General features: G+C 67.9%; 17 protein-coding genes. 10 read left to right on the top strand and 7 right to left on the bottom strand.

Features of this window, described 5'->3' with window-relative positions; genetic code table 11:
• Window positions 1-79: 79 nt before the first annotated feature.
• A complete protein-coding gene (locus AB9O74_RS03675) occupies window positions 80-271 on the bottom strand; it encodes a Flp family type IVb pilin (RefSeq protein ID WP_176988743.1) in 192 nt (63 codons plus the stop codon).
• Between the two features lie 791 nt (window positions 272-1,062).
• On the opposite strand from AB9O74_RS03675, the gene AB9O74_RS03670 reads away from it, so the two are divergent.
• From AB9O74_RS03670 to AB9O74_RS03660, 3 genes are all read left to right on the top strand, one after another.
• Window positions 1,063-2,052 carry a helix-turn-helix domain-containing protein gene (locus AB9O74_RS03670; protein ID WP_369348469.1) on the top strand — a complete coding sequence of 330 codons (990 nt, stop codon included), beginning with the start codon at window positions 1,063-1,065 and terminating at the stop codon, window positions 2,050-2,052.
• Window positions 2,053-2,267: 215 nt separating this feature from the next.
• Window positions 2,268-6,794, top strand: a complete 4,527-nt coding sequence (locus AB9O74_RS03665) for a YadA-like family protein (RefSeq protein WP_369348468.1) — start codon at window positions 2,268-2,270, stop codon at window positions 6,792-6,794.
• A gap of 78 nt (window positions 6,795-6,872) precedes the next feature.
• The gene (locus AB9O74_RS03660) at window positions 6,873-7,718 is read left to right on the top strand and encodes an OmpA family protein (RefSeq protein WP_369348467.1); all 846 of its coding nucleotides are present in this window, start codon (window positions 6,873-6,875) and stop codon (window positions 7,716-7,718) included.
• Between the two features lie 197 nt (window positions 7,719-7,915).
• On the opposite strand, the gene AB9O74_RS03655 is transcribed toward AB9O74_RS03660, so the two are convergent.
• From AB9O74_RS03655 to AB9O74_RS03640, 4 genes are all read right to left on the bottom strand, one after another.
• Window positions 7,916-8,497, bottom strand: a complete 582-nt coding sequence (locus tag AB9O74_RS03655; protein WP_369348466.1) for a fasciclin domain-containing protein — start codon at window positions 8,495-8,497, stop codon at window positions 7,916-7,918.
• Between the two features lie 157 nt (window positions 8,498-8,654).
• Window positions 8,655-9,047, bottom strand: a complete 393-nt coding sequence (locus AB9O74_RS03650) for an OsmC family protein (protein ID WP_369348465.1) — start codon at window positions 9,045-9,047, stop codon at window positions 8,655-8,657.
• 68 nt (window positions 9,048-9,115) lie between these two features.
• The gene (locus tag AB9O74_RS03645; protein ID WP_369348464.1) at window positions 9,116-10,003 is read right to left on the bottom strand and encodes a phosphatase PAP2 family protein; all 888 of its coding nucleotides are present in this window, start codon (window positions 10,001-10,003) and stop codon (window positions 9,116-9,118) included.
• A gap of 88 nt (window positions 10,004-10,091) precedes the next feature.
• A complete protein-coding gene (locus AB9O74_RS03640) occupies window positions 10,092-11,597 on the bottom strand; it encodes an ATP-binding protein (RefSeq protein WP_369348558.1) in 1,506 nt (501 codons plus the stop codon).
• A 403-nt stretch (window positions 11,598-12,000) separates the two neighbouring features.
• Here AB9O74_RS03640 and AB9O74_RS03635 point away from each other — a divergent pair, with 403 nt between their 5' ends.
• From AB9O74_RS03635 to AB9O74_RS03615, 5 genes are all read left to right on the top strand, one after another.
• On the top strand, window positions 12,001-12,972 hold the full coding sequence (locus AB9O74_RS03635) for a helix-turn-helix domain-containing protein (RefSeq protein WP_313211403.1): 972 nt from the start codon (window positions 12,001-12,003) through the stop codon (window positions 12,970-12,972).
• Between the two features lie 230 nt (window positions 12,973-13,202).
• Window positions 13,203-13,823, top strand: coding sequence for a response regulator (locus AB9O74_RS03630; RefSeq protein WP_369348463.1), 621 nt, complete (start codon window positions 13,203-13,205; stop codon window positions 13,821-13,823).
• A 115-nt stretch (window positions 13,824-13,938) separates the two neighbouring features.
• Window positions 13,939-14,346, top strand: a complete 408-nt coding sequence (locus AB9O74_RS03625; protein WP_369348462.1) for a response regulator transcription factor — start codon at window positions 13,939-13,941, stop codon at window positions 14,344-14,346.
• 78 nt (window positions 14,347-14,424) lie between these two features.
• Entirely contained in the window at window positions 14,425-14,964 is a 540-nt protein-coding gene (locus tag AB9O74_RS03620; RefSeq protein WP_313218548.1) for a DUF4136 domain-containing protein, read from the top strand.
• Between the two features lie 14 nt (window positions 14,965-14,978).
• The gene (locus AB9O74_RS03615) at window positions 14,979-17,276 is read left to right on the top strand and encodes a patatin-like phospholipase family protein (protein ID WP_369348461.1); all 2,298 of its coding nucleotides are present in this window, start codon (window positions 14,979-14,981) and stop codon (window positions 17,274-17,276) included.
• On the opposite strand, the gene AB9O74_RS03610 is transcribed toward AB9O74_RS03615, so the two are convergent.
• Window positions 17,251-19,146, bottom strand: a complete 1,896-nt coding sequence (locus AB9O74_RS03610; protein WP_369348460.1) for a DUF885 family protein — start codon at window positions 19,144-19,146, stop codon at window positions 17,251-17,253. The genes AB9O74_RS03615 and AB9O74_RS03610 overlap by 26 nt on opposite strands.
• A gap of 424 nt (window positions 19,147-19,570) precedes the next feature.
• Here AB9O74_RS03610 and AB9O74_RS03605 point away from each other — a divergent pair, with 424 nt between their 5' ends.
• Both AB9O74_RS03605 and AB9O74_RS03600 read left to right on the top strand, forming a co-directional pair.
• A complete protein-coding gene (locus AB9O74_RS03605) occupies window positions 19,571-22,246 on the top strand; it encodes a TonB-dependent receptor plug domain-containing protein (protein ID WP_369348459.1) in 2,676 nt (891 codons plus the stop codon).
• The gene (locus tag AB9O74_RS03600) at window positions 22,243-23,400 is read left to right on the top strand and encodes a histidinol-phosphate transaminase (protein WP_369348458.1); all 1,158 of its coding nucleotides are present in this window, start codon (window positions 22,243-22,245) and stop codon (window positions 23,398-23,400) included. Before AB9O74_RS03605 ends, AB9O74_RS03600 begins: the two co-directional genes overlap by 4 nt.
• On the opposite strand, the gene AB9O74_RS03595 is transcribed toward AB9O74_RS03600, so the two are convergent.
• Window positions 23,397-25,184, bottom strand: coding sequence for an FAD-dependent oxidoreductase (locus AB9O74_RS03595; RefSeq protein WP_369348457.1), 1,788 nt, complete (start codon window positions 25,182-25,184; stop codon window positions 23,397-23,399). The two genes, AB9O74_RS03600 and AB9O74_RS03595, sit on opposite strands and share 4 nt — an antisense overlap.
• Window positions 25,185-25,413 lie beyond the last annotated feature (229 nt).

Raw genomic sequence — 25,413 nt, 5'->3', positions numbered from 1 at the left:
GGTCGTGCCTCAACACGTCCGCGCCATGCCGTCGCCACGGGGAGAGCCGGGCGACAGCGCTGGCATTCACATCAGACGATCAGGCCGACGCTTTCCCGGTGGCGTCCTCGACGACTTCACCGAGTTTCTTGAAGAGCTCGGTGAAGAAGCCTTCGATCTGCGTTTTACCCACGACCACCAGGATGCCCGCGATCACGGCGGCCAGCAGGCCGTACTCGAGCGCGGTCACGCCATCTTCTTCCACGAGGAACTTGCGAACGGATGCATTCATGACGGTTTCTCCCTTTCCCAATCAGAGCCCGAACGGGCGGATACAACCCCTGGTACCGATGGTGTTGCCTGGCTCCGCCAGGACGTCCATCTCGACCGCGCATCCTGCGCAGTGCGGCCCTTTACAGGCCTGCGCTATCGGCCGGGCAGTGCCCGGGCGACGTCATTGGCGGCAGATCGCGCTGGACAGTGCGTCACTGCTGCCGGCACGCGGCAGTGGCAATGAAGGCACTGAAGATGAAGGTTGCTGTCCATGGCGTTCCCCCTGTGTTGCAGTATCACCGCGTCGGTATGTCCGGGCGTCCTGATCAGGATGCTCGACGAATCGCGCGGTATCCAATACACAAAATCGGCAGACCCGGATTCAACTTTAGGGAAAACCGGTCAGCTGCGGCTGCGCTGTATGAACCTGATGTAATGGCGCCAAAGTGAAGTGCGGGTGGAGATTATGTGAGTGCAGCGTGATGTCAACTATTTGACGGTGTGCGGACGCGCACAAACGCTGGGTTTCACGGGTCTCGGCCATATTTGTGATGGCGATTGTGATTCTGTTTACCTGGCGTCCAGTTCGGGCATACTTGCCAAAAATGCGCATCGAATCACGCGCGCAGAGCGGCAAGGCATCTGCTGAATCATTTAGCGGGAATCGCCGGATGATCTGGATGGGCGGGCAGGAGGAATCGCCGCGGCAGGTTGGCCGTAACAGAATGCGCAGCAGGAATCGAAGGAGTGCGCACCCGGTGGCCATGTGGCGAGGCACCGGGGGTCCAGGCCAAAGGGGGCATCACTGTCATGGTAGATGGTGTGGTGGATAACCGGATCGAGAGCGGGCTAAGGGCATTCGACCTGGCGTCGCTCAGTGGTGTGTTGCGTGTCTGCGATCTGGAAATGGTGCTGCTGGATGGCAACGGCCCGCGGGCCGCCATTGAATCGCAGGTGCATGACGAGGCATTGTTCTGCACGGCCGTGAGCGGGTTCCATTTCCGCGGCCGTTTCATGCTGCCGCAGGACTGGTGCCTGCTGGGTCTGATCCACGCCACTGACGAGAATGTGAGCTGGTGCCACGGCATGCCGCTCGCGGCGGGGATGGCGTTGACCGTTCTGCCCGAAGGCATCAGCGAGTTCACCCTCAGCGCCGGCACCCAGCTCACCCTGCTGCTCGCGCCGATGCAGCGGGTGCAGCGCAAACTGACCGAACTCAGCCTGCGCAACACACTGCCTTCGGGCCAGGCGCTGTCCTTGTTCCACGTTGGCGCGGCCGGCGGCGGGGCGCGCCTGATGCAGCGCTATGCCGATGTGCATGCCGCGCTGGCCGGGCAGGGCGGCGCCTTGGCGGCCGATGCCGTGGATACCCTGCTGCATGACCACATCCAGGCCCTGTTGGGCGCCGGCAGCGACGACCACCCGACCTGCAGCCGAGGCCGGCGCACGCATTATCTGATCGCCCAGCGCGCCGAGAACTTCATGCGGCTCAATCTGCGTCGCTATATCTACATGAATGAAATCTGCGACGCGGCCGGTGTCAGCGAACGCGCGCTGCGGTATGCCTTCGAAGACCTGTTCGGCACGTCGCCCAACCGCTATCTCTCGATGCTGCGGCTGTGCGCCGCGTGCCGCGGGTTGTCGATGGCCGATTCCAGCCGCAAATCGGTCAAGGCGATCGCGCTCAGTTGCGGACTGTGGGATCTGTCGCGCTTTGCCGATAATTATCGGCGCGTGTTCGGCGAGCTGCCACGCGACACACTGATGCGCGCGCCCGCGCAGATGGGCAGCCCGGCCTGAGTATTCAAAAGAGTATCCACACGCCGGCCGTGCACATATTCGGCAACCTGCCGAAATTGCCCATCACCCTGCCGGTTTTACCCGTCGTCTTGCCGGAACGCACGTTTGTGCTGCCGGAATGAAGTGCTCGCGGTTTGACCCCTCGACTGTAATGACATCCACGTGCCGTCAGGCACCGGTGATGTTCAACGCATTCGTACACGGGGGAATACCTGATGAACCGTATTTTTCGATTGGTGTGGAGCCACCGGCTGAATGCCCTGGTGGTCGTCTCCGAAATCGCCACCGCGCGTGGCAGCCTGGCCGCCGGTCCGGTCGTGGTGCATCTGAAGGTGCCGATGTCGGTGCTGTCGCTGGGTCTCTCGCTGGCGCTGTGCACGGGCAGTGCATGGGCCGGTGAGAACCAGACGCTCACCGACCTGCAGGCACTGACCGCCAAGTACACCGCGCCACTGCCGGTGAAGCTCGATGCGGAAGTGGCGCTGGCAGCGGCGGCACGTGATCGTGGCACGGCGCCCCTGCTGAGCGTGGATGCCAAGGTCAACCTCAACCTCGGTACCCCCACGGCCAACCGGCCGGTGCTGCAGGTGCATGCCGCTGCGCAGGCGAACGCGGACCTGCCCAGGCGCGTTGCCGCGCCGGGCGCTCAGGTGGCGGCCCTGGCCGATCGGGGCATCGCGGCAGGCACGGGTAACGGTGCCGGGTTGAATGCCCACGCCGACATCGATGCGGTCGCCTCGGTTGCGCCGACGGCAGCGCCGGTGCGGGTGCCGGTCAAGGCCGAGGCGAAGGCGAGCGTGGCGGTCGCGGCGACGCCGTCACCACGGAAGGCCGCACTGGAGGCCAACGTCGATGCGGCGGCACAGGCACGCCTGGCGGCGGCCGAGGTGGAGGCCAGGGCGGCGCTGATCGCCGACGCCACGGTGACGCCCGACGCGCCGGATGCCGTGCAGGCATCGCTGGCCAGCAATGTCGCTGGCGGCGTGCGCGTGGATGCGCTCGGCCACGTGGTCGATGCGGCCGATCGCAATCCCAAGCTCGTGGATGCCGGCGTCAGTGCCGTGCAGACCAGCTCGATGGCGCTGGCGCCGAATGGTCTGGGCAACGCGCTGGGCGGATTGTTGAACGGTGTCGGTGGGGCGGTCGGCGGCCTGCTCGACGGCGTCGGCACTACCGTGGGTGCCATCACCACGCCGGTGCTGGGTGCGGTCGGTGCGATCACCTCGCCGATCCTGGGCACCGTCTTCCCGGCGCCGACCGCGCTGCCGCCGGGCAGCCCGAAGGGGCCGGCCCCGGCCGATCCCAACGCCGGTCTGGTCATCGGCACCGGCGGCCTGGTCGGCTCGCTCTCGCAGCTGGTCGGCCCGACCGCGCAGGGGCTGCTGGGCGGCGACGGCTATGTCCGCAACGGCAACCTGAAAGTCAGCAGCGCCAACGTCATGCAGACCTATTCGGTCACCAACGTGCTCGGCCTGCCGGTGGTCAACCTGACCCCGGTCGGTACGCTGCTGGATGGGCTGGGCAGCGCAAGCACCGGCGGCAGCTCGCACCTGACCCTGATCGGTGGCGTCACCTCCGACAGCTACATCTACAACATCAACAACGGCAACCCCAATGGCCTGCTCGGCCTGCTGCTGCCGGACGGATCGCCGGCGTGGTCCAACCGCTGCGTCAACCTGCTGGTGGCCAGCGTGGACTGCTGGGCGGTCAACGCCGCGCAGGACTACCAGGTGCTGGTGGGCGATGGCGCGTATGCCAACGGCTCCAGGGAAGTGGTGATCGGTGCGAACGCACGCCACGAGCTGCCGCAGCAGGACGCCAACCTGGCGTTCCCCGGCGCAGGCGTCAACGACCCGACCGATCCGACGGGCGTGCCGACGGCGGACTATGCCGCACGCATGGGCCATTCCGTGATCGTCGGCGACAGTGCGAAGGGCACTGCCAACGGGCAGACCATTCTCGGCTCGGAGGCGACCTCCAACCAGGCCAACAGCGTGGCGCTGGGCTACCGCTCGGCGGCCAACCGCGGTGCGCAGGCCAGCTACAGCGCCTATGGATTGAGTGCGGCGCAGGTATCGGCCGGTGAAGTCTCGGTCGGCTTCGCGGGTGGCGAGCGACAGATCAGCAACGTGGCTGCCGGCAGTGCCGCCACCGATGCGGTCAACGTGGCCCAGCTGCAGGGCGCGATCTCGCAGATCGATGCGGTCGGCACGCTGGCGGTGACCTACGACGACGACGGGGCTGGCGGTGCGGACTACCGCCGCGTCACCCTCGGCGGCGGCACGGGCACCACCACGATCGCCAACCTGGCCAACGGCGCGGTCGACGCGGGCAGCACCGAGGCGGTCAATGGCGCCCAACTGTTCGATACCAACAGCGCGATCGTCGACTACTTCGGCGGTGTCACCGCCTACGATCCCGCCACCGGCGCGTGGACCGCACCCAGCTTCCAGATCTCCACGATCTCCAGCGGTGGCGCCGTCGCGCAGGGGGTGTACGACAACGCCAGCGATGCGTTCTCCGCAGTGGATGGCTCGCTGGTCAACCTCAACACGCAGATCACCGACATCCGCAATGGCGTCGGCAGCCGCTACCTGAAGATCAACTCGACCGGCGCCGAGGCCGCCGCAACCGGATTGGACAGCATCGCTGTCGGCACCGGGGCCTCGGCCACGGCCGCCAACAGCATTGCCGTGGGCGCCGGTGCCGTGGCCGATCGCGAGGGTACGGTGTCGGTCGGCGCGGCCGGTGCCGAACGCCAGGTGGTCAATGTCGCCGCGGGTACCCAGGCGACCGATGCCGTCAACCTGGCCCAGCTGGACGCCTCCGAGCAGGGCGCGCTGCGCTACGACCTCAACCCCGATGGCAGCGTGAACTACGCCAGCGCCACGCTCGGCAACGGGGCCGGTGCGACCACCCTCAGCAACGTCGCCGCCGGCAGTGTCACCGCTACCAGCAACGAAGCGATCAACGGCGCCCAGCTGTTCAATGCCAATCAGGCCGTGGCCACGCATCTGGGCGGTGGTGCAGCGCTGGACGCCAACGGTCTGGTCACCGCCCCGACCTACACGATCAACAACGTGGCCAGCGATGGCCAGGTCACCGCCGGCAGCTATGACAACGTCGGCAGCGCCTTCGATGCCGTGAGCACCTCGTTGGCCAACGTCGCCGACCAGACCGACACCGTGGACCGCCTGGCCGTGAAGTACGACGCCGATGCCAGTGGCAACGCGACCAACACCATCACCCTGGCCGGCGATGCCAGCGGCGCGGCGGTGGCACTGACCAACCTGGCCGACGGACGCGTGCTGGCCGGCAGCCTGGATGCGGTCAACGGCAACCAGCTGTTCCAGACCAACGCGGCCCTGGTCGGGTATTTCGGCGGCACCACCAACTTCGATGGCAACACCGGCATCTGGACCGCGCCGACCTTCCGCATCTCCTCGATCGCCACCGATGGCAGCGTCATCGCCAACGACTACAGCGACGTCACCGTGGCCTTCTCGGCGGTGGATACCTCGCTGACCAACCTCAATACCCGCATCGACCAGATCCAGCCGGGCGGCAACAGCCAGTACGTGCAGGTCAACTCGACCAAGGGCGCGGCCACCGCGGGCGGTGCCGACAGCATCGCGATCGGACCGCTGGCGAGTGCGGCGGGCAGCGGCAGCGCGGCGATCGGCGATGGCGCCAGCGCCAGCGCGGACAACAGCGTCGCCCTCGGCGCCGGCTCGGTGGCCAGTGTGGGCGCACAGGCCGGGTACACCGGTGCCTACGGCCAGGCCGGTGCCAGCAACTCGGTGGGCGAGGTGGCCGTCGGCAGCACCGGTGCCGAGCGCAAGGTCACCCACGTGGCCGATGGGTCGGAGCGCTATGACGCGGTCAATGTCGGCCAGCTGCAGAACGGCGTGAACTACGCGATCACCGAGTCCAAGGCCTACACCGACACGCAGATCAACAACATCAACAACGGCACCTCCGGGATGTTCCAGGTCAACAACACGCAGAACCTCGCGGCGCCGGCCGCGACCGGCGACAACGCGGTGGCCGGCGGTGCCGGGGCTGCCGCGGCAGGCAGCAACGCGACCGCACTGGGCAACGGAGCCAGCGCACAGGGCAGCAACAGCGTCGCGCTGGGCGCCGGTTCGGTGGCCAACCGGGCCAACACGGTCTCGGTGGGCAGCAGTGGCGCGGAACGGCAGATCGCCAACGTCGCCGACGGCAGCGAAGCCACCGACGCGGTCAACGTCCGCCAGCTGCAGGCGTCCCAGCAGGGCACGATCCGTTATGACACCAACGTCAACGGCACCACCAACCTCAACAGCGTGACGCTCGGCAGTACCGCCAGCGGTCCGACCACGGTGCGCAACGTCGCCCCCGGTACCGCCGGCACCGATGCCGTCAACGTGGACCAGCTGCGCAGCGGCATGGCCCAGACCCTGGACTGGTCCAAGGCGTACACCGACGAGCGCATGGACTCGTTCGACCGCAACCTGCAGAAGACCGACAACCGCGCCTCGGCCGGTGTCGCCTCGGCCATGGCGGTGGCCGCCCTGCCGCAGCCCTATGAAGCCGGCCGCAGCATGGCCTCGCTCGCCGCAGGCAGCTTCAACGGGGAATCCGGCGTGGCGGTGGGCATTTCGGGGGTCTCCGACGGCGGCCGCTGGATCTACAAGTTCAGCGGTTCGACCAACAGCCGCGGCGATGGTGGTGTCGCGGTAGGTGCCGGCATCCAGTGGTGACCGCGTCCGGTGCCGGCGCGCCGCCGGCACCGGGCCCCACGGTCCGCATTCAACGTTTACAGGGGGAACACCATGCACATGCAGCCCACATCCATTTCCCAGGGGCCGCTGCTGCGGTCACTGGGCCTGAGCCTGGCAGCCCTGCTGCTCGGCGCCTGCGCCAGCCACGGCGAGCAACGCGCCACATCGCCTGATACCGCCGTCGACGCCGAGGCGGTGAGCTTCCCGGATCCAGCCAGGGCCAGCCTGAAGGAGGGACTGTTCGTGGACGTCGACAACCTGCGCCTGTTCGCCCGCGGCATGAGCAAACGCCAGCTGTACGCTCTGCTGGGCACCCCGCATTTCGGCGAGGGCATGTGGGGCGTGCGCGAATGGAACTACCTGTTCAATTTCCGCAGTAGTCCGGGTGGGGATTACTTCACCTGCCAGTTCAAAGTCGATTTCGATGGCAAGGGCATTGCCCAGGCAGCGCACTGGAAGCCGCAGGCCTGCGCCGCCGTGCTCGATCCACCGCGCCCACCCACGCCACCGGCGCCCGCGCCGATGCCGAGCGAGCCGCTGCGGCTGGCGGCGGATGCGATGTTCGCGTTCGACAGTGCCGTGCTGACGCCCGAAGGACGCCGCAACGTGGAGACGTTGCTGCAGCAGGTGCGCGATGCCAGCCGGGTGCAGACCATCCAGGTGATCGGCTATACCGACCGGATCGGCAGCGACCGCTACAACCTGGTGCTGTCGCAACGGCGTGCCGAGGCCGTGCGCGACGCGCTGGTGGCCGGCGGCGTACCGGCGGCGGCCATCGTCGCCGAAGGGCGGGGCAAGGCCGACCCGCTGGTGCAGTGCGAGCAGGCGCAGCGCAACGCGCTGATCGTCTGCCTGGCGCCGAACCGACGCGTCGAACTGTCCGGCAAGGCACTGCCGCGCTGAGCGCCGGCGGACCGCGTCCTCTTTCCCCGTGTGCATACCCGGCCGGCGCACGCATGCGCCGGCGAGGGACCGTCTTGACCTGGCGCGTCGTCCGCACAGCGTGATGTCTCCCCCGTCATCGTCCTGAAGACGGCGCGCCAGGTCATCTTCCTCCCGCTCCGGGGCGGCTGCAGGCGATCTGCAGCCGCCGTTTCCGGTTACGGCATCAGCACTTTGTCGATCACGTGGATCACGCCGTTGCTCTGCTTCACATCGGCGATGGTGACGTGGGCGACCTGGCCCTTGCTGTCGGTCAGGGTGATGCCCTTGCCAACGACGCGGGCGGTCAGCGCTTCACCCTCGACCGTGGTGAGGCTGGCCTTGCCGCCACCCTGCTTGATCTTCGCCATCAGGTCGGTGCTGGTGACTGCGCCCGGAACGACGTGATACGTCAGGATCCTGGTCAGGTCCGCCTTCTTTTCAGGCTTCAGCAGCCCTTCCACGGTGCCTTTCGGCAGTGCCGAGAACGCGGCGTTGGTCGGTGCGAACACCGTGAACGGGCCTGCGCCCTTGAGCGTGTCGACCAGGCCGGCGGCCTTGACCGCGGCAACCAGCGTGGTGTGGTCCTTGGAATTGACGGCGTTGTCGATGATGTCCTTGTTGGCATACATCGCCGCACCGCCGACCATCGGATTGCCGTGTGCCGCCATCGGCGCGGCCGCGGCCTGCGCGAAGACGAGCGGGGACGCGGTGGCGGCAAGACAACCGATCAGTACGAGGCCTGCGAACTGGATCTTCATGACCAAAACTCCCAAATGGATGCGCCGGTGTGACGCACCTTCAGCTACGGCGGGAGTGTCGTGACGGATGCAGCGGGAGGCTTTCTTTTTTCAACTGTCAGAACCAGGTGAAAACGGCGTCTGCAGCACGCGATGGAGCCACGGGACGACCGCCCGGTCAGGGGCCCTGTTCACTGGTGATCGTGGCTCCCTCACGCATGACCAGGGTGACCGGCGTCTTCTCGACGACCTCGAGCAGGCGCGCCCAGTGCGCCTCGGTCAGCGCCCCGGAGGCATGCAGTACGCGATGAACCTGCAAGCGGCCGTCCGCGTCGCGGGAGGAAGACAGCTCGGCACGGAATTCGCCCAGGTCCCAGCCCTTCTTCTCCGCATACATGCGCAGGGTGATGGCCGTGCAGGCCGCAAGCGAGGCGAGGTAGAGATCGAAGGGGGCCATGCCTGCCGCCTGGCCGCCCAGGCTCACTGGTTCGTCGGCCAGCAGCGCATGCTCACCGCTGCGGATGTGGTGGCGGTAATTGACGCCATCGGAAACGATCTGGACCTGTGCCATCTGCTGCGCCTTCGGGGTGGAGATCAGCGCAGGATGGCATGGGCCGCGGGACAGCGCACGGGCGCGTGCTAGAGCACCCCGGGAATCGGGACCGCCAGTGCCGCTTTCTCCGCATCGCAGCCGGTGGGCTGCACGCTGTTGCCGCGCAGCGACTGGATTTCCGCCCGGGCCAGGGCCATGTCGCGGGTGAAATCGGCGTTGGCGTGCAGGGCGGCGAGCGCGCCAGCGGCCACGGCGCGGCCTTCGAGCACATCACTCTGCCAGTGCGCGTTGCAGATCAGGCGGTTCTCGCCGAACGCGCGCCCGCGGGCGAGCAGTGCGTCGGCATGGTCCGGGCTCAGCTCGGTCAGCAGCAGCGCCCAGGTCCAGCTGATCGCGGTATGCCCGGACGGAAAGGAACCGTCAGTGCGCAGCGAGGCCTCGTCGGCGGGTGCGCAGGTGCCTTCCTTGTGGAATACGAAGGGGCGCGTGCGCTTGTAGTGGTCCTTGGCGGCATAGGTGGCCAGGCCGGCATCGACCAGGGTGCGCTGCAGCAGCAGGTAGAGCGTCGGCGAAGTCTGCTGGCTGATCGGCACCCCGAGCGCGCAGGAGAAGGTAGTGGCCACCTGCGGGAAGTGCAGGTTCGCGTCCGTGGTCGCCAGCGCGTAGCGGGGCGTGCCACGCAGCTTCTGCGCGGCGCGGTGGATGGCCTGGTCATTGGCGAAGGCCGGGGAGCCCTGGGCCGGTGGTGGCGGCAGCAGCGCCAGGCTGTCCGGCAGGGCGCGCCCGAGGTAGCCGGCCGGAATGCCGGGGCGCAGCTCCGGCACCGGGGCGGGGGCAGGCGCGGCGGCAGGCACGGCGGTCGGCGGTGCCGCCGTCGACAGGGGCGGAGACGACGTGCATGCCGTCAACGCGCAGGCCAGCGCGAGCAGGGCCGCACCACGGCGGCAGCGGGAGGGTAGGGCATTCCTGTGCATGGGGCGCTCCACGGACCAGTGTCGGTCCACTGTGTCCGGCGGATGCGGCCCGTACAACCGCCTTTCTACGCGTCCGGCCTCAGTATCTTTACGGGTGCGCGACCACGCGCAGTGGCGGCAGCTCGGTCGCGGCATCGCCCAAGGGAAAGCGCACTTCGACACGGGTACCGCCCAGCGGGCTGGAACTGATCCGCAGGCTGCCACCCAGCAGCCGTGCACGCTCTTCCATGCTGATCATGCCCAGCCCCGGCGCCGCCGGCGTGCTGCCCGCTACCGGCATGCCGATCCCATCGTCGTCGACCCGCAGCAGCAGCTGCTCTCCGCGCACCGTCACCAGGACGTGGGCGGTACTGGCATGCGCGTGTTTGTCCACGTTGTTCACCGCTTCCTGCACGATCCGGAACAGGCTCAGTTCGCGATCGTCACCGAGTCGGGGCGGGCTTTCGATCCGACATCGCACGCGCAGCGCGCCACGAGCATTGCGCTTGATGCAGAACGCATCGAGTGCACTGGCCAAGCCGGTGAAACGCAGGATGCTCGGATGCAGTTCGTGGGAGATCGACCGGATGTCATTGGACACCGTCAACAGCTGGTCCTGGAGCTCGACCACGCTGTGGCGGTCGGCCTCGGGAATCTGGTTGCGCAGGGTACTCAGGCAGATCGAGATCGCCGCCAGCGACTGGTTGACGTCGTCATGCAGGTCGCGCGCGATGCGTGTGCGCTCTTCTTCCTGCACCACCAGCATCCTCCCGGTCACCTCACCCAGCCGACGATAGGCCTGCTGCAGTTTCAGGTGATTGGACAGCTTCTGCTCGGACAGCGCGCCGAGGAACAGCAGCGCACATCCGGTGCCCAGGGTCCATACCTGGGCGGTGATCAGGTTGCGCTCGGGTGTCCAGAAGGCGAGCGGACCCACGCCGGCCAAGCTCAACTGCATCGCCAGCACCGCCACGATCAGCATGCACACCGCTGCCCCGCTGACCCCGAACACGATCAACACCCAGATCAGGAGCGGAATGGGGGCCAGGACCAGCAACGGGGTCATGACCCCTTCGGGCCAGTCCATGCCCCAGATCACGCCCAGCACGCCGAACAGAAGCACGGCGACAGCGATCGTGCGCCAACGCCAGCCGGCCCGACGTTCCGGTGTCTGCAACACCCGCGCGATGTTGACCACCGTCGGCACGATCAGCAGGTAGCTCACGCTGCTGCAGAGCAGCCGTGTGAGCAGCATGCCGGGTGCCAGTCCGCGGGGCGCGCCGGGAAAGACGAGCATCTGCCACCACGCCACGCAAACGGGAAGTGCGATGCAGCCGAGTGCGATGAACAGGGAGATGTCGCGGAATCCCTCCAGCGCGGAACCGGTCGCGCGCCAGCGCAGCAATAGCCAGGCTACGGCGGCCACCAGGGCCAGTTCACCGGCAGTGGCCACCAGCCCACTCAGCCCGACGAACGGCACCAGCACGAACGCCAGCACGGTGCCGACCGCGGCCGCGAGGATGCACGTGCGCCACTGCGGGCGCGGGGTGAACAGCAACCAGCCCATCAAGAGCGGTCCTGGAATCCACAGCACGTGCAGACGGAAGCCCGGCATCTGCGCCAGCGTCGGCAGCAACTGGCCAAGCAGGCAACCAATCAGCAGCGGCAGGACGTGCGTGAATGTGATGCGAAGCGCAGGTGATGCGCGCGTGGAGGCGATGGGGCTGACCGAATCGTCCGATGCTGCTGCACGGGTGCTGTCGACAGGAGCGATGTGCGTAACAGTCGCGTTGACGCGCACGTGGACCTCGGTGGGTGCGTGAGGAAGCTTCGGATCGAGGCCTGTCCCCGAGGCGCGCAACGCCTCCCTCGGACAGGTCTCAATGTGATGCGTTTCACGCTTGCGGGGCAGCGTGTCACCGCTTGTAGCGATGTCGTTTCCGCCCCACAATCGCGCCGATGTAAACAGCTTGTCCCCCGTCGCGCTATCCGATTTCCGACCTGCTTGAGGAACTGGCATGGACGAACCGATGGCCCCGTACAGCCGCTTCGTCGTCGATGGCTTCGACGCCGATGCGTTGCTGGGGGTAGTGCGCGACACGCGGTTCGAACAGCGCCTGCTGGCCGCCGGGCACTTTCGCGCGTGCCTCCAGCGGCTGGTCTTTCCAGAGTTCAGCTTGGACAGCGGCACCTACACGCTGCCGATTTTCGCCAGCGGCAGTTTTGGCGAAGGATTGATCGCACTGGCGATGGCCGTGTCCTGCCAGCAGCCGATGTGGGCCAACGGACGCTGGGTTCCGGCGGGCCAGGTGATGGTGTTCGCCGAAGACAGCGAGCTCAATGTGCGTCCGCAGCCCGGGGGCTGGCAGTGGGCCGTGCTGCTGATTCCGCGCGAGGTCCTGCAGCGCGAGGCCGTGGCGCGGGTCGGCCGCGAACTGCGCCTTCCGCGCCGCGGATGGTGCAGCCGACCGGCCGCCCCCGCGCACGCGCAGGCACTGCGTTACGGCGTGTTCTCCGCACTGGACACCGCCGCCCGCTGGGAGGGCCTGATCACGCCGGAGCACCTGGCGGCGCAGTCCGCGCTGCTGCTGGGCGCCTTCGTGGACGCCGTCAGTGCCGCCGATGCCGGACCGGAACGATGTGCCGATGGCAGCTGGATCGAACGCCACCGCGATGCCGTGGTGCGGCGGGCCGAGACCCATCTGAAAGGCCATCTTGACCGGCCCTTCGACAGCGCGGCCCTGGCGCTCGCCCTGGGCGTGGGCGAACGCCAGCTCGAACGTCTGTTTCGTGATGCCTACGGACATGGGCCGTGTCACTGGCACCAAGTGGCCCGTTTGAACCGCGCGCGCAGCGCGTTGCTGCAGGCAGATGCGTCGGGGAGTGTGACGGAGATAGCCCTGCGGCTGGGCTTCGGGCATCTGGGCCGCTTCTCCCTGCTGTACCGCACTGTCTTCGGGGAATGTCCTCGAGACACCCTGCGACGCTGAATCGTGACCTGAGCCGCTGGCTGCAGCACGCGCGACATCGCGTGCGTGGCATCACGGCCCCGTCACGCAGCCACTCGCATGTTCGGCACGCTGCAGACGCATCGGGAAGGCTTGTCGTGGCGCATTGCCGATGACGAACCTGGCGATGGTGGCTGCAGCGACGGGTCCACGGGGGCTATCGCAGCGAACGGAGGCAGGCAATGGGCGTCTCGTGCGTGCAGAGGAGGTCTGTGCCGTTCGGCAGTGTCGTCGTCGCCGACGACCACAGGCTCGTGGCCCAAGGCATCGAACGCTTGTTGATGGACTGTTTTGACTCGATCGTGCTGGTGTCGTCCGGGGAGCAGCTGCTGGCCACCCTCCGCCGCGAAACGCCGGATATGGTCGTTTCGGATATCAGCATGCCCGGCATCAGCGGCCTTGAGGTGATGCGCCAGGTGCGCAGCGAAGGTTGCCTGACGCCGTTTCTGTTTCTCACCATGCACGACGAGTCCAGCCTCGCGGCCGAGACGATCCATGCCGGTGCCCGTGGCTACATGCTCAAGAGCGCGGCCGGCGACGAACTGGTGCGCGCGATCCATGGCGTGATGGAAGGCCACACCTATGTCACGCCCAGCCTGGCGGTGGATGCGATCGTGTCGTCGGGGCGCCGACAGCATGCGCTGACCGACAAGCAGCTGCGCATTCTGGAATACGTCGGCCGTGGCCTGCGTTCCAAGCAGATTGCCTACGCGCTGGGGGTATCGGTGCGCACCATCGAATCGCACAAGTACGCGATCATGCAGGAGCTGGGGGTTCACGGGACGCTGGAGCTGGTGCGCAAGGCCCAGTTGGAGGGCCTGATCCGCCCCTGAGCAGCCTGGCCGTGTGCAGCCAGTAGATTTACTTGCCCGCTCGCGGTGGTTTTTCCCTTGCGAGCGTCCGGTGTCCGGTTGCACCATCAGGACAGGTGTCGAGCAGGCGAGTGCGATGAACGCGGTACGGGTACTGCTGGCCGAAGATGGGTGCGCGATGGGACGCCAGCTGCGCGGGCTGCTTGCCCAGCACGTCCAGGTGATCGGGCTCGTGCAGGACGGGGCTTCACTGGTGCAGGCAGCAAAGGCGATGTTGCCCGATGTGGTGGTGACGGATATTGGCATGCCGGAGTTGGATGGACTGGAGGCCGCACGCCGGCTTCGACTGCGGCGCCCCGTTCTTGGTGTGGTGTTCATCACCGTGCACGCCGCGCCGCAGATGGTGTCGCAGGCAATGGCCCTGGGAGCGTGCAGCTATGTGCTCAAGTCCGATGCAGGTGATGACCTGCTGGAGGCGGTTGCGGCCGCTGTGAAGGGTGAGTCGTTCGTCTCGCGATCATTACGTGGCCCGCGCAGGAGCTGATCGCAGAGAGTCACTGGCTGTAGCAGGACGCCTGCGACCGCAGTGCGTCATTCGGTTCATACCTGGGAGGCTCATGTCATGAAAGCGCTCTGCATCGCCGTTGTCGCGGCCAGCCTGGTTGCCTGTGCATCCACACCGACCGTCAACACCGATTTCGATCCGGCCGCCAACTTTGGCGCGTACAGAACCTACAGCTGGGCGGTCAAGCCAACGGCTGGCTCACCCCTGGTGCAACAACGCATCGTCGATGGCATCAATGCCAGACTGCAGGCCAAGGGCCTGCGCGAGGTGCCGCAGGGCGACATCGCGCTCGCCGCACACACGGTCACTGACCGGAAGCAGACGCTTGACACCTTCTACACCGGGACCGGCATGGGCGGATGGGGCTGGCGCGGTGGCTGGGGCGGGGGCATGGGCAACGCGACCACGACTGTCCGTACCTACGAAGTAGGCACGCTGGTGCTGGATATGTTCGATACGCGCACAAAGCAGGCCGTCTGGCGTGGCACGGCCAGCAGCACCGTGCCTTCGTCGCCGGACAAGATCAACGCTGCGGTGGAGACCGCCTTGGACAAGATGCTCGCTGGCTTCCCGCCCGCTGCCACCGCTGGCCGTTGACGGGTGGGCGGCGCGTGGCGCTGATTCCTTCACGGCACTGCTGCCCGTGCACGGCATCGCTGCTGCTCGCGTGCGTGTTCGCGAGCGGCGCGCTGTCGCCGCTGCACGCGGCGGAACCCGTTGCGGCCGACGATGCGGCCGGCCAGGGGGGGCATTGTGGCGTGCGCGGCCCGGGCGACACCCGGCCCCGGATCGGGCTGGCGCTGGGCGGTGGCGGCGCACGGGGCATCGCCCATGTCCGCATCCTCAAGCAGCTCGAGGCGCTGCACATTCCGGTGGACTGCATCGCCGGTACCAGTGCCGGCGCGCTGGTCGGTGCCTTGTACGCCTCCGGCGCCACGCCCGAGCAGATCGAGCAACTGGTGCTGAGCACCGAATGGCTGAGCCTGTTCACCGACACCTTGCCGCGCCGCGAGCGCTCGCTGCGACGCAAGGCCGATGACTATGCCCAACTGGCCCCGATCGGCATCGGGCTGGGCGGCGAGGGCAAGGCGGTCGCGCTGGCCGGGGGCGTCTCCGAAGGCGAGAAGCTGATCGCCCTGTTCGAGCGCGCGACCGGTGCCGGCCGGGTCAATGGCCGTTTCGACGACCTGCCGATTCCGTTCCGGGCGGTCGCCACCGACATCAATACCGGCAAGCCAGTGGTGTTGTCCGATGGCAGCCTGCCGATGGCGATGCGGGCCAGCATGTCGTTGCCGGGCATCTTCCGTCCGGTGGTGATTCATGACCAGGTGCTGCTCGACGGTGGCCTGTCCAATCAGGTACCTATCGACGTAGTGCGGGCGATGGGCGCCGATCGGGTGATCGCGGTGGACGTGGGCACGCCGTTGAGCGCGCTGGACCGCAATGCCAGCCTGGTGGAGGTGATCGGCCAGCTCAGCGGGTTCCTGACCACGCGCAGCGCGCAGGCACAGCTGGACAGTCTGGGCACGCAGGATCTGCTGATCTCGCCGGACCTGACCGGCAAGGTCGCCACGGGCGATTTCGACAAGGCGCCCGAGGCGCTGCGGATCGGCCAGCTCGCCGCCGACCAGGCCGCGCCGGCGCTGCAGGCGTTCGCGCAGACGCCGCAGACCTACACCCGGCTGGCCGCGCAGCGGGCCGGGCGGGCCCCGTCCGCGGTGCCGACCATGATCGATTTCGTCGAGGTCGACAACCACACCGGATACGCCGACGCACTGCTGCTGTCCTATCTCCCGGTCCGCATCGGCCAACCGCTGGATGTCGAGGCGATGCAGGCCGGCGTGCTGCGCGCGCATGGCATGGGAACGCTGGCCAGCATCAACTACGAAATCCGGTCACGCGACGGCAGAACCGGTGTCGTGGTGTCGGCCTATCCCAAGCCCAATGGACCGGTGTACCTGGAGGCCGGGCTGAGCCTGAGCAACGACCTCGAAGGCAATCACGAAAGCAACCTGCGCGCCGGGCTGCTGTTCTCGCCGCTGTCGCCTTACGGCGCCGAAGCGCGCATCGCGCTGCAGATCGGCAGCGAACCCGGCCTGACCGGTCAGTACTACCACCCGTTCGACCTGCGTAATCGATACGCCTTCCAGGCCGGTGGTGGTTTCCAGACCCGCAGCTTCAATCTCTACGACGATGCCGGCGACAAGATCGCGCGCTACCGCGTGCGACGCACCGGCGCCACGGTGGCGTTGTTCCGCAATGTGTCCAACGTTCTCGCGTTGTCCGTGGGGGTGGAGCGCTACACCGGCAACGCCGAGGTGGAAGTCGGCGACCCCACCATCCCGCGCGTGGACTTCGACGAGGGAGCATGGATCGCGCAGGCCACACTGGACGATATCGACAGCGTGTATTTCCCGCGCGAGGGGTATCTGGTCAATGCCCGTACGTACCAGTCCAGCACCGGCCTGGGCGCGGATGCGCGGTTCGGCCAGATCGATCTGGATGCCGCGGCTGCGCGATCATTCGGCAAGCATGCCCTGCAGCTGGGGCTGCGCTACCACGTCACTTCGTCCGGCACGGCGCCGGTGCAGAATCTGTACCGGCTCGGCGGGCGCTGGCGCTTGGCCGGTTTCCAGCAGAACCAGCTGACCGGCCAGGATTATGCACTGGGCTTTGCCGGGTATACCTATGAGCTGGGCACGCTGCTGGGGCGCTCGGCGCAGGTCGGTGGCACGGTCGAATATGGCAATGCCTGGCAGCGGCGCAGCGACATGTCGTTGAGCGACGGCATCTTGAACGGCAGCCTGTTTCTGGGTTTCGATTCCTGGATCGGCCCGTTGATCTTCGGCATGGGATTCCGCGAAGGCGGCGAGAACGTGCTGTTCATCGAACTGGGGCAGTCGTTGTAGGTCCACCCGCGGCGATCCACGCGTCCACGGCCTGGCTGACCACGGTCATCGGCATTGCCCCATTGCCCAGGATCAGATCGTGGAAGGCGCGGATGTCGAACCGGTCGCCCAGTTCCCTGCGGGCGTGCTCACGCAGTTCCAGCAGCCGCAGCTGGCCCATCTTGTAGGACGAGGCCTGGCCGGGCTGCACCAGGTAGCGGTTGACCTCGATGCGGACGTCGGCCGGGCTCATGCCGGTCTTCTCCTCCATGTAGGCGACGGCCTGCTCGGGCGTCCAGCGTTTGCGGTGCAGACCGGTATCGACCACCAGCCGCACCGAGCGGAACATCTCGGCCTGCAGGCGGCCCAGGTCACCGGCGGGGTCATCGCGGTACACGCCGGCCTCGGCCATCAACTGTTCGGCATACAGTGCCCAGCCTTCGCTGAAGGCGCTGGGATTGAGGCTGCGGCGCAGCATCGGCAGGTCGGTCAGGGTCTGGCCGATCGAGATCTGGAAGTGATGGCCCGGCGATCCCTCGTGATAGGTGAGGGTGGGAATGCTCCAGCGGGTGTTGGAGCTGATGTCGCCCAGGTTGATGAAGAACGTGCCCGGGCGCGAGCCATCCATCGCCGGCGGGTAGTAATAGCCGCCCGGCGAGGTGGCCTGCATGTGCGCGGGCACCGGCTGCACCAGCAGTTTCTGTGTCGGCAGGTGGCCGAAGTAGGTCGGCAGGATCGGATCGAGGTCGCGCAGGCGCTGCTCGATGTCGCCGATCAGCTGCGTGCGCCCTGCGTCGCTGTCCTCGTACAGGTAACGCGGGTCCTTGCGCAGCTGCGCGATGCGCGTGGCCACGCTGCCGTCGCGCAGCCCGAGCTGTTTCAGGCGGGCATCCATGCGCGTGTCCAGCCGCGCCACTTCGCGCAGCCCGATCTGGTGGATCGCATCGGCATCCAGGTCGGTGCTGGTATAGCAGCGCAGCGCGGCATCGTAGTACGCCTTGCCGTCCGGCAGTGCCCACACGCCCTTGTTGCCGGGATGGGTCGCCAGCGTTGCCTGCACGTTGTCGAGCAGGCGCTGATAGCCCGGGTTCACCGCGTCGCGCACCGCCGTGGTCGCCTGTGCGATCAGTTCAGCGCGCCGGGCCGCGGGGATCGAGGGCACCTTGTCCAGCTTGCGCTGCAATGACTGCACCCACAGGCTGTCCTGCGGCGCCGGTTTCAGCAGGGCACGGTACTGGTTGGCCGCGCCCTCCAGCGCCACTTCGGGCGGCACCACGCCCAGGCGGGCCTGCATGTCCACGTTGGCCCGGACCTGGTCCAGCTTGGGGCCCATCGCCTGCAGCCGTGCGATGTAATGACGGGCGCTGGTCTCGTCAGTGACCGCATGCTGGTTGTCCATGAACTGCGGCAGGTTGACCGGCAGGCTGAACAACTGGTCCACGGCGTAGGTGCTGCCGCCGACCGGCAACCAGGCCGCGGCCCACGGCACCGCCATCAGATCGATCTGGGTCTGGTAGAACCAGCGCGCCAGTCCGTCGCTGAGCCGTTGCTGCGGATCCAGCGGCGGGCCGTTCCATGCGCGGATCTGCGCCAGGTTGTCGACCAGGAAGCGGCGGTTGATCTCGCGCCGGGCCAGCGAGACGTCGGTCAGCTGGCCGGACAGATCACCGGCGGCATCGCCACTGATGCCGAGCATCGTGCGCAGTTCCGGATCGGCGTTGATCGCGGCCATCGTCTGCGCATCGAGCAGGGCGTTGAACGAGGTGGCGGCCGGGGCGCTGGCGGGGGCCGGCGCCTGCGCCTGCGCCCGGTTTGAGGGAAGCGTCAGGGCGGCTGCGATCGCGAGGGCGAGCACGGCGGGGAAACGGCGGGCGGACGTGGTCGGAATCACAGGGCGATCTCCGTTTGCGGGCGGGCTGCGCGCAGGCTACGCCAGCGCAGGGGTGGCCGCACCTGCGGATCGTCACGGCTGCGCAGGCGGCAGTCTCCGGGGCGTTGTCATGGCAGACGGCCGAACACGGTTGGCTATGTGGATATGCCCGAAGGTAAGGGCATTCACGCATGTCCGGCGGCATGCGTTGAATGAAATCAGTCACTTGAGCCGCGCTCTCGACAGGAGCATGCAACGCGTGCTCAGCGCACGCGTCCAGGTCGATTGACGCTCTGCAACAAGTTTGCAAGATGTGCCGCAGGGTCATCCGGGGAACCTGTCTTGCCAGCTTCGTATCTGCCACGGCGATGTCGCCGCTGACGTGCCGCCTGCGCCGCTCCATCGTCTCTTTCGGGCGTGATGCCCGACCTTTGCGGAAAACACCATGAATCCTCGCGCCACCGTGCCGCGACGTCGTCGCCTGTCCGTCGCCGTGCTTGCCAGCCTGCTCACTGCCGCCCCGGTCCATGCCCAGACCGCGGGAAGCGCGCCGGCAGTGACCCAGCTCGACCAGCTCACGGTTCTCGGCAACCGCACCCAGGCGCGCACCGTGCTGGAGTCGCCGGTGCCGATCGATGTGCTGGGCGCCGAGGACATCCGCAGCAGCGGTTACACCGACATCAGCCAGATCCTGCAGTCGCTGTTGCCTTCGTTCAATTTCCCACACCCGACCACGCCGGATGGCAACACGCACATCCGCTCGGCGACGCTGCGCGGGCTGTCGCCGGATCAGACCCTGGTGCTGGTCAACGGCAAGCGCCGGCATGCCAGTGCCTGGGTCAACACCGGCGGCACGGTGGGCAAGGGCGCGGTCTCCACCGACCTCAATGCCATCCCGGTGAGTGCCATCGAGCGGATCGAGGTGCTGCGCGATGGCGCCTCCGCCCAGTACGGTTCCGATGCGATCGCCGGGGTGATCAACATCGTGCTGCGCGAGGACGACGGCTTCGAGGGTCGGGTCAGCCGCGGCACGACCCGCGATGGCGGCGGTGGCACCACGGCGGTGGCGCTGGACACCGGCGTGGCGTTTGCCGACGGCGGCGGCCTCCACCTCACCTGGGACTACCGTGACCGCAAGGCGGCCAACCGCGCCTTGCCCGATACCCGCCAGCAGTACTTCGGGATCGGCCGCAACGGTGCGCCGGTGGCGCCGTCGGGTACCTTCGGCTCCGGCACGGGCCTGGCGCCGATCGGTGGTGCGGGGGCAGGCGCTGTCGCCGACCCGCGCGAGGCCACCATCGACCGCGATGCACTGTGGCGCTTCGCCGACTCGGCCGACACCGTGGAGAAGACGGTGTTCGGCAACCTGCGCAGACCGCTGGCCTGGGCCGAAGGACTGGAGGCATACGCGTTCGGCGGCTACGGGGTGAGCGAGGGCAGTTCGAACGCCTCGCTGCGCCGCGCCGGCCAGGTCGAGAACGTGCGCGCGATCTATCCGCACGGATTCCTGCCCTGGGTGGATACCCAGAGCACCAACGCCTCTCTCGGCGCGGGCATCAAAGGTCTGGCCGGCGATTGGCACTGGGACCTGAGCAGCGTCTACGGCCGCAACAAGCTGGTCTACCGCACCCGCAATACGCTCAATGCAACGCTCGGCGCAGACAGTCCGACCGCCTTCTACAACGGCGCCCTCGAGGCCTCGCAGTGGACCACCAACCTGGATGCGAACAACAGCATCGACCTTGGCTGGCATGCGCCGCTGCGGCTGGCGGTGGGGGCGGAGTTCCGCCGCGACACCTACGGCATCTCGCCGGGTGAACTGGATTCGTACGTGTGGGGGCCGGCGCGCGTGCTCGATGGTCCCTCCGCCGGCGCCGTGCCCACGATCGGGTCCCAGGGGTTTGCCGGCATCCAGCCGGCCGACGCCGGCAACCACCACCGCCACAACGTCTCAGCCTATGCGGAAGCCGAGACCGATGTCACCGATCGCTTCCTGGTCTCCCTCGCCGGGCGCTGGGAGGATTACAGCGATTTCGGCAGCACCACCAACGGCAAGCTGGCCCTGCGCTATCAGCTCGACGGCGGGGTGGCATTGCGCGCCTCGGTCAGCACCGGCTTCCACGCGCCCGCATTGGCCCAGCAGTACTTCAGTTCCACCAGCAGCCGCACCCTCAACAACGCGGTGACCGGCGTGCCGGAGTACGTGCTGGTACGCACCGCACCCGTGGATACGGTCGAAGCACGTGCCTTGGGCGCGCGCTCGCTGGAGCCGGAGCAGGCCACCAATTTCACCGCCGGGCTCACCTGGGGCATCGGCGGACTGAGCGCGTCGCTGGATGTGTACCGGATCGACATCGACGACCGGATCTTCCTCTCCAGCAACTTCGTCGATGCGGCCGGGTCCACCGCGATCCGCGACTATCTGGCGGCGCTGGGTTCGCCAGGCGTGACCAGCGTGCGCTACTTCAGCAATGCCGCGGATACCCGCACCACCGGCGTGGACGCCTCGGCCCGCTACCGCTGGGAACTGGCGGATTACGGCCGGCTCACCGCCACCGTCGCCTACAACCGCAACAAGACCGAGTTGACCCACGTCGCCTCGACGCCGGCCCAGCTGACCGCGCTCGGCGTGCGCACGCCCCTGTTCGATGTCACCGAGCGCACCCGCGTGGAGAAAGGCCAGCCGCGTGACAACCTGACCGTCGCGCTGGGCTGGGATGTCGGCCGTTGGGGCATCCACCTGGGCACGCACCGCTACGGTGAGATCGAGGGCGTGGCGGCGACCAACCAGAGCGCGGCCAATGTCGCGGCCTTCGCACAGGGCTCGACCCGCTTCCGCACGCTGCCGACCGAGGCGGGGAGCGCGGGCAACGTCGATGTGATCCAGACGTTGGAAGCGCGCTGGGTCACCGATCTGGACATCGCCTTCCGCGCGACCGATGCCGTCACCCTCGTGCTGGGCGCCAACAATCTGTTCAACACCTATCCCACCCGCAACATCGCCACCACCCCGCAGGTCTCCGGTGCGGATACCTTTGGCGTGTTCCCGTACAGCGAGCTGTCGCCGTTCGGCTGGAGCGGCACCTACTACTACGCGCGCTTGGAGACCCGTTTCCGATGAACCGTCCCGTCCCGCACTCCCCGCTACCCACCGATCCGCAGCGCCGCCACTGGCTGCGCGCCGGGCTGACCAGTGCGGCGGCGGTCGCACTGGCACCGGCGGCGGCGCAGGCACGAACTGCTCCACTGGTCCCGGCACCTGCTGGTGCCGCCGAAGCTGTGCTGCGGCTGGATCTCAACGAAAGCAGCTATGGACCGTCACCGCAGGTCGGCCCGGCGGTACAGCGCGCATTGGCGGACGCGCCGCGCTATGTGGGCGCGGCACAGTTGCAGGCGCTGCAACAGCAGATCGCCACGCTGGAGGGGGTCACGCCGGAGCAGGTCGTGGTCGGTGAAGTGCTCGAAGCGCTCGGCCAGCACCTGGCGCTCAGCCAGGGTGCCGGTGGCTTCATCTACTCGGTGCCGGGCTACGGCGCCCTGGTGGATGCGGCGAAGCCATTCGGTGGACGGGCGGTGGAAGTCCCGTTGAACGCCCGCCTGGAAAACGACCTGCCGGCATTGCTTGCAGCCGTCGGGCCGGACACGCGCGCGCTGTTCGTGGTCAACCCGCACAACCCCTCCGGTACGCTCAGCCCGGGCGCGGACTTCGATCGTTTCGTGACCACTGCGCAGGCGCGCACCTTGGTGATCGTCGACGAGGCATATCTCGACTACCGCGAGGATGCGGCCACGTTGAGCGCGGTACGCCTGCTGCGACAGGGGCAGAACGTGGTCGTGTTCCGCACCCTCGGCAAGATCCACGCCCTGGCCGGGCTGCAGATCGGCTATGCGCTGGTGCCTCTGGCGCTTGCCGGGGCGCTGCGCCAGCGTGGCGTTGGCGGGGCCCATGCGCAGAACCAGCTGTCACTGGCCGCCGCGTCGGCGGCGCTTGCCGATACCGCGCACGTAGACCAGGTACGCCGCACCGTGACCGCCGAGCGGCAACGATGGCAGCAGGTGCTCGGTGACCTGCGCCTGCGATCCACCGAAGCGGCCGGCAATTTCGTGTTCGTCGATAGCGGGCGCCCGCACGCGACGGTCGCGGCCGGCCTCCTGCAGCAGGGCGTGCGCATCGCCCGGGTGTTCGCCCCGTATGACACCTGGGTGCGCATCACGATCGGCACGCCTGCTGAAAACCTGCGTGCACAGCAGGCGTTGCGCACGGTATTGGCTTAGCCGCGGACACGCTCGAAGCCGTCGGCGCTCCAGTCTTCACTGCCGACGCCATGGTGGATGACGAACAGACCCTGCGGATCGTAACGGCGCTTGGCCGCCTGCAACCGCGGGTAGTTCGGTCCCCAGAAGGCCTGCTGCCAGTCTTTCTGGAAGTAGTCGCTCTCCGAGACATAGGCCGGCGCCGACGGCGCCACCACGCTCAGTGCCTGGTAGGCGCGCGCAACGTTCAACGCGCCGCGGCGTGCACGGGGCTCATCGACGTTCAGGCCCAGGCCCGGATACACCGGCCCGCTGGCGTTGCCGATGATCGCCAGGGCGAAGGCATCCAGCACCGCCGGATGGGTGGCGGTCTCGCGGCTGGCCGCCAACGCCGCCGCGGGCGCACCGAACAGCCCCTTGTTGCAGTGCATGCCGACATCCATGTGCTCGGCGGCCGCGCAGATGGCTGCGGCCGCCTGCGTGCGCCGCGCATCGTCCAGCAGGGAGGAGGGCAGCCATGCCGAGGCGTAGCCATGCAGGAACCAGCCTACCTGACCCTGGTCCCCCTTCCACAGCATGTGCCGGGAGGCGGCGCCCTCGCGGGTATCCTCGGCGATCAGCGCGGGGGCATGCTCGCGGAAGAAATCCGCGTTCCACATGTCGCGGGCGGGCATCGCCAATGCCTGCAAGGGGTCGGTGATGGTGTACGCCGGCCGGGCGCGGACCCAGTCGAGGAACGGCGTCCAGGTTGCTTCGGCCGCGCCGCGCGACAGGCCCTGGAATACCATCGAGATCGACAGCCGACGCGTGTCCTTGAACGTGAACTGCTCGCCCCAGTGCGCGTTGCACAGCGTGTCGCGGTAGAAGCGCAGCATCTCCGCCGCCAGGGCCTGCCAGCTGGCGTCGTCGCTGGCCTGGATCTGGCAGGAGACGCCGCCGAAGGTGTCGGGCAGGGCATGGGTGCGCAGCGTCATCCGGGTGACGATCCCGAAACTCGCCGCGCAGCCGCCTTTCAGGGCCCAGAACAGTTCGGGGTCATTGTCGGCGTTGACGATGCGGATCTGACCGTCGGCGGTGACGATCTCGGCTTCGAGCAGGCTGGCCGCGGCCGTGCCATGCGCCTTGGAGAAACTGCCGAAGCCGCCGCCGGTGACCAGGCCGGTCACGCCTACCGAGGTGCAGCCGCCGCCCTGGACATAGCGGCCACCGCGCGTGGTGACCGCATCGTAGGCATCGATCCACATCGCCCCGGCGCCCACGCTGACCGCGGGCTGTGGTGCGGTGCCCGGGCGGGCGTTGTGGGCGACGAAGGCATCGTGCAGCTCGACCTGGTTCATCGCGCGGGTCCAGACCAGCAGCGAATCCGGCGCGCAGGACGTCCCGTGGTAGCTGTGCCCGCCGCCTTTGACCACCAGCCGCAGGTGATGGGTCCGGGCGAAGTTCACCGCGGCGGCGACATCGGCACTGTTGGCGGCGGCGACCACCTTGGCGCTGGGCACCGAACGCCACGCGCCGAAGTAGCCGCTGGTCTGGGTCAGCGCGGGCTGGTCGCCGAGGTAGAACGGATTCTGCAGCTGCTCCAGCGCCGCGGCGCGGGTGGCGGCGTCCGCGAGGAACGGCGACTGTGGCACCGACAGGCGACCGCCGACGGCACGCGACAGCCGCTCCCACGCGGCGGCGGCAGGCCAGGCCGCGGTGCCTGGACGTACCCGGGCAGCACCGGCCGCGGCGGCGGGCCCGGCCTTGAGCAGCGTCGGCAGCAGCGGCAGGGCCAGTCCGGCCTTGAGGCAATCGCGTCGTTTCATCGGGGTGGTTCCTGTGGCAGTGCCGTGTTCGATGCCGGCCAGTGTGGTCCCGTAGAGGCCCGCCAGCAGTGGCCTGGGGCCGAATTCCGGGGGTGAAGGGACGAGTGGTGGCGGACCAGGGGCGACCGGTGCCCGGCAGATGCGACGCGATCGGTGCCGGTTGACGCATGCCCTACGCGGCATACCCTAGTCTGGTTCCCTTGCGCTCGCGGCCGATGCCGGGCGACCG

The sequence above is a fragment of the Stenotrophomonas sp. JAG2 genome, assembly GCF_041080745.1.
In the GTDB taxonomy this organism is placed as follows: Bacteria; Pseudomonadota; Gammaproteobacteria; order Xanthomonadales; family Xanthomonadaceae; genus Stenotrophomonas; species Stenotrophomonas maltophilia_AA.
The sequence above is the reverse complement of the archived record's forward strand: the minus strand, read 5'-3'. Positions and strand labels throughout refer to the sequence as shown.